At 46.8% G+C, this 1,189-nt stretch carries 3 protein-coding genes; 1 reads left to right on the top strand and 2 read right to left on the bottom strand.

All coding sequences use genetic code 11. The features are described 5' to 3' along the window. Nucleotides 1-507, top strand: a 507-nt coding sequence (locus tag C900_RS28975) for a tyrosine-type recombinase/integrase (protein WP_157494198.1), incomplete at its 5' end; no start/stop codon positions are given. Between the two features lie 14 nt (nucleotides 508-521). Here the strand turns inward: C900_RS28975 and C900_RS24815 are convergent. Further along, nucleotides 522-701, bottom strand: coding sequence for a hypothetical protein (locus C900_RS24815; RefSeq protein ID WP_040497523.1), 180 nt, complete (start codon nucleotides 699-701; stop codon nucleotides 522-524). A gap of 74 nt (nucleotides 702-775) precedes the next feature. Further along, nucleotides 776-1,189 (bottom strand): hypothetical protein (locus tag C900_RS30460; protein WP_040497522.1); only part of this gene is annotated, 414 nt, incomplete at its 5' end.

The following is a 1,189-nucleotide window of genomic DNA, read 5'->3' as shown; positions in this document are numbered from 1 at the left end:
TTCCATGATCCATTGAGCAAAGAAGAACTGGAAAACCTTTATCAACAATATGAAGGTAAAGATAAAGTGATTTTGGGCCTGCTGGTACACCAGGGACTAAAAACCGGAGAAATGGAAAAGCTAAGAAAGACAGATGCAGACCTGAGACGAGCACAACTGCAGGTTCCATCCACTAAAGGCGGCTGCAGCAGGGCTTTACCCCTGGCGGCAGAACAGATCATATTACTGGCAGCCCGGTTACAAGAGCATCCCGGAGAGTTGCTGTTGGGAGAGAAGCTGCAAAACCGGGTGCGTAGCATCATAAAAAAGATAAGGAAGCTGAACCCGAAAGTACGCACCGCCAAACATCTGAGAGGCAGCCTGATCGTATACTGGATCAAAAGCTATAACCTGCGGAAAGCCCAATACCTGGCAGGCCATAAAAACATCCTGTCTACCGAATTATACCAGCAGGCCGATGTTGAAGACCTGAAAAAGGCGCTGGACCAGTTCCATCCTTTGAAATGAGTAGGTCAAAACCGTCAAAAAAAGTGTAACTCTGTAACCGGTAGATTTTTTTTAAAAAGGGCATTGTAATGTACATTACAAAATGCAGCCTTTTTTCTAATGCGGTCAATGATTAAAGCTGCTAAAATACCAGAGATAACACCCGATAAAATGGCTAATAAGAAATTTAATAAGATGATGCCAGCTGAATCCATTATGAATGTTAAGATACAAAACCCACCGCACAAATCCACCCTCCTGGATGGAGAGGTGTTTTTTGATCGGGCATTTAGCCACTCCCAAAAAACAGCAAGGTAAAGCGGTGTGTTTGCGGTACTCGCTCAGGCTGCACTACAGAAAAAAACAAGGCTATACAAGCTCCACTACGTTCCGGCCTTGTTTTTTCTTCCGTTTGCTTCGCTGCGTTCCTCACTGCGGCTGTTCCTATTTTTATTTTGATTGATGAGCCTCCGGCAGGTAGGCAAAAAATAAAAACCCACAGCCCTTGTTTGTGCTCGCCTTTAGCCTCAGTCAGACACAGCCAGGCCGCTTCGCTCCCTCCTGGCTGGCTTCCTTCGGACTCGCAGGCGGCTCGCAGGGGGACAGAGCCAGTAGGTTTAGACAGTAGAATCTGAACGGTTGGTTCAGGGCAGTGAGCCTTAGCAGCGCCATGATCAGAGCAGCGCCAGAAAAGAATAAGCAG

It is taken from the genome of Fulvivirga imtechensis AK7 (assembly GCF_000331535.1).
Taxonomy (GTDB): Bacteria; Bacteroidota; Bacteroidia; order Cytophagales; family Cyclobacteriaceae; genus Fulvivirga; species Fulvivirga imtechensis.
Note: the sequence above shows the minus strand (reverse complement) of the source record. Positions and strands in the feature narration are given on the sequence as shown.

What these genes read in the sequence shown, in the direction of transcription:
- C900_RS24815 (WP_040497523.1), bottom strand. Translation starts at nt 701, where the DNA reads ATGGATTCAGCTGGCATCATCTTATTAAATTTCTTATTAGCCATTTTA.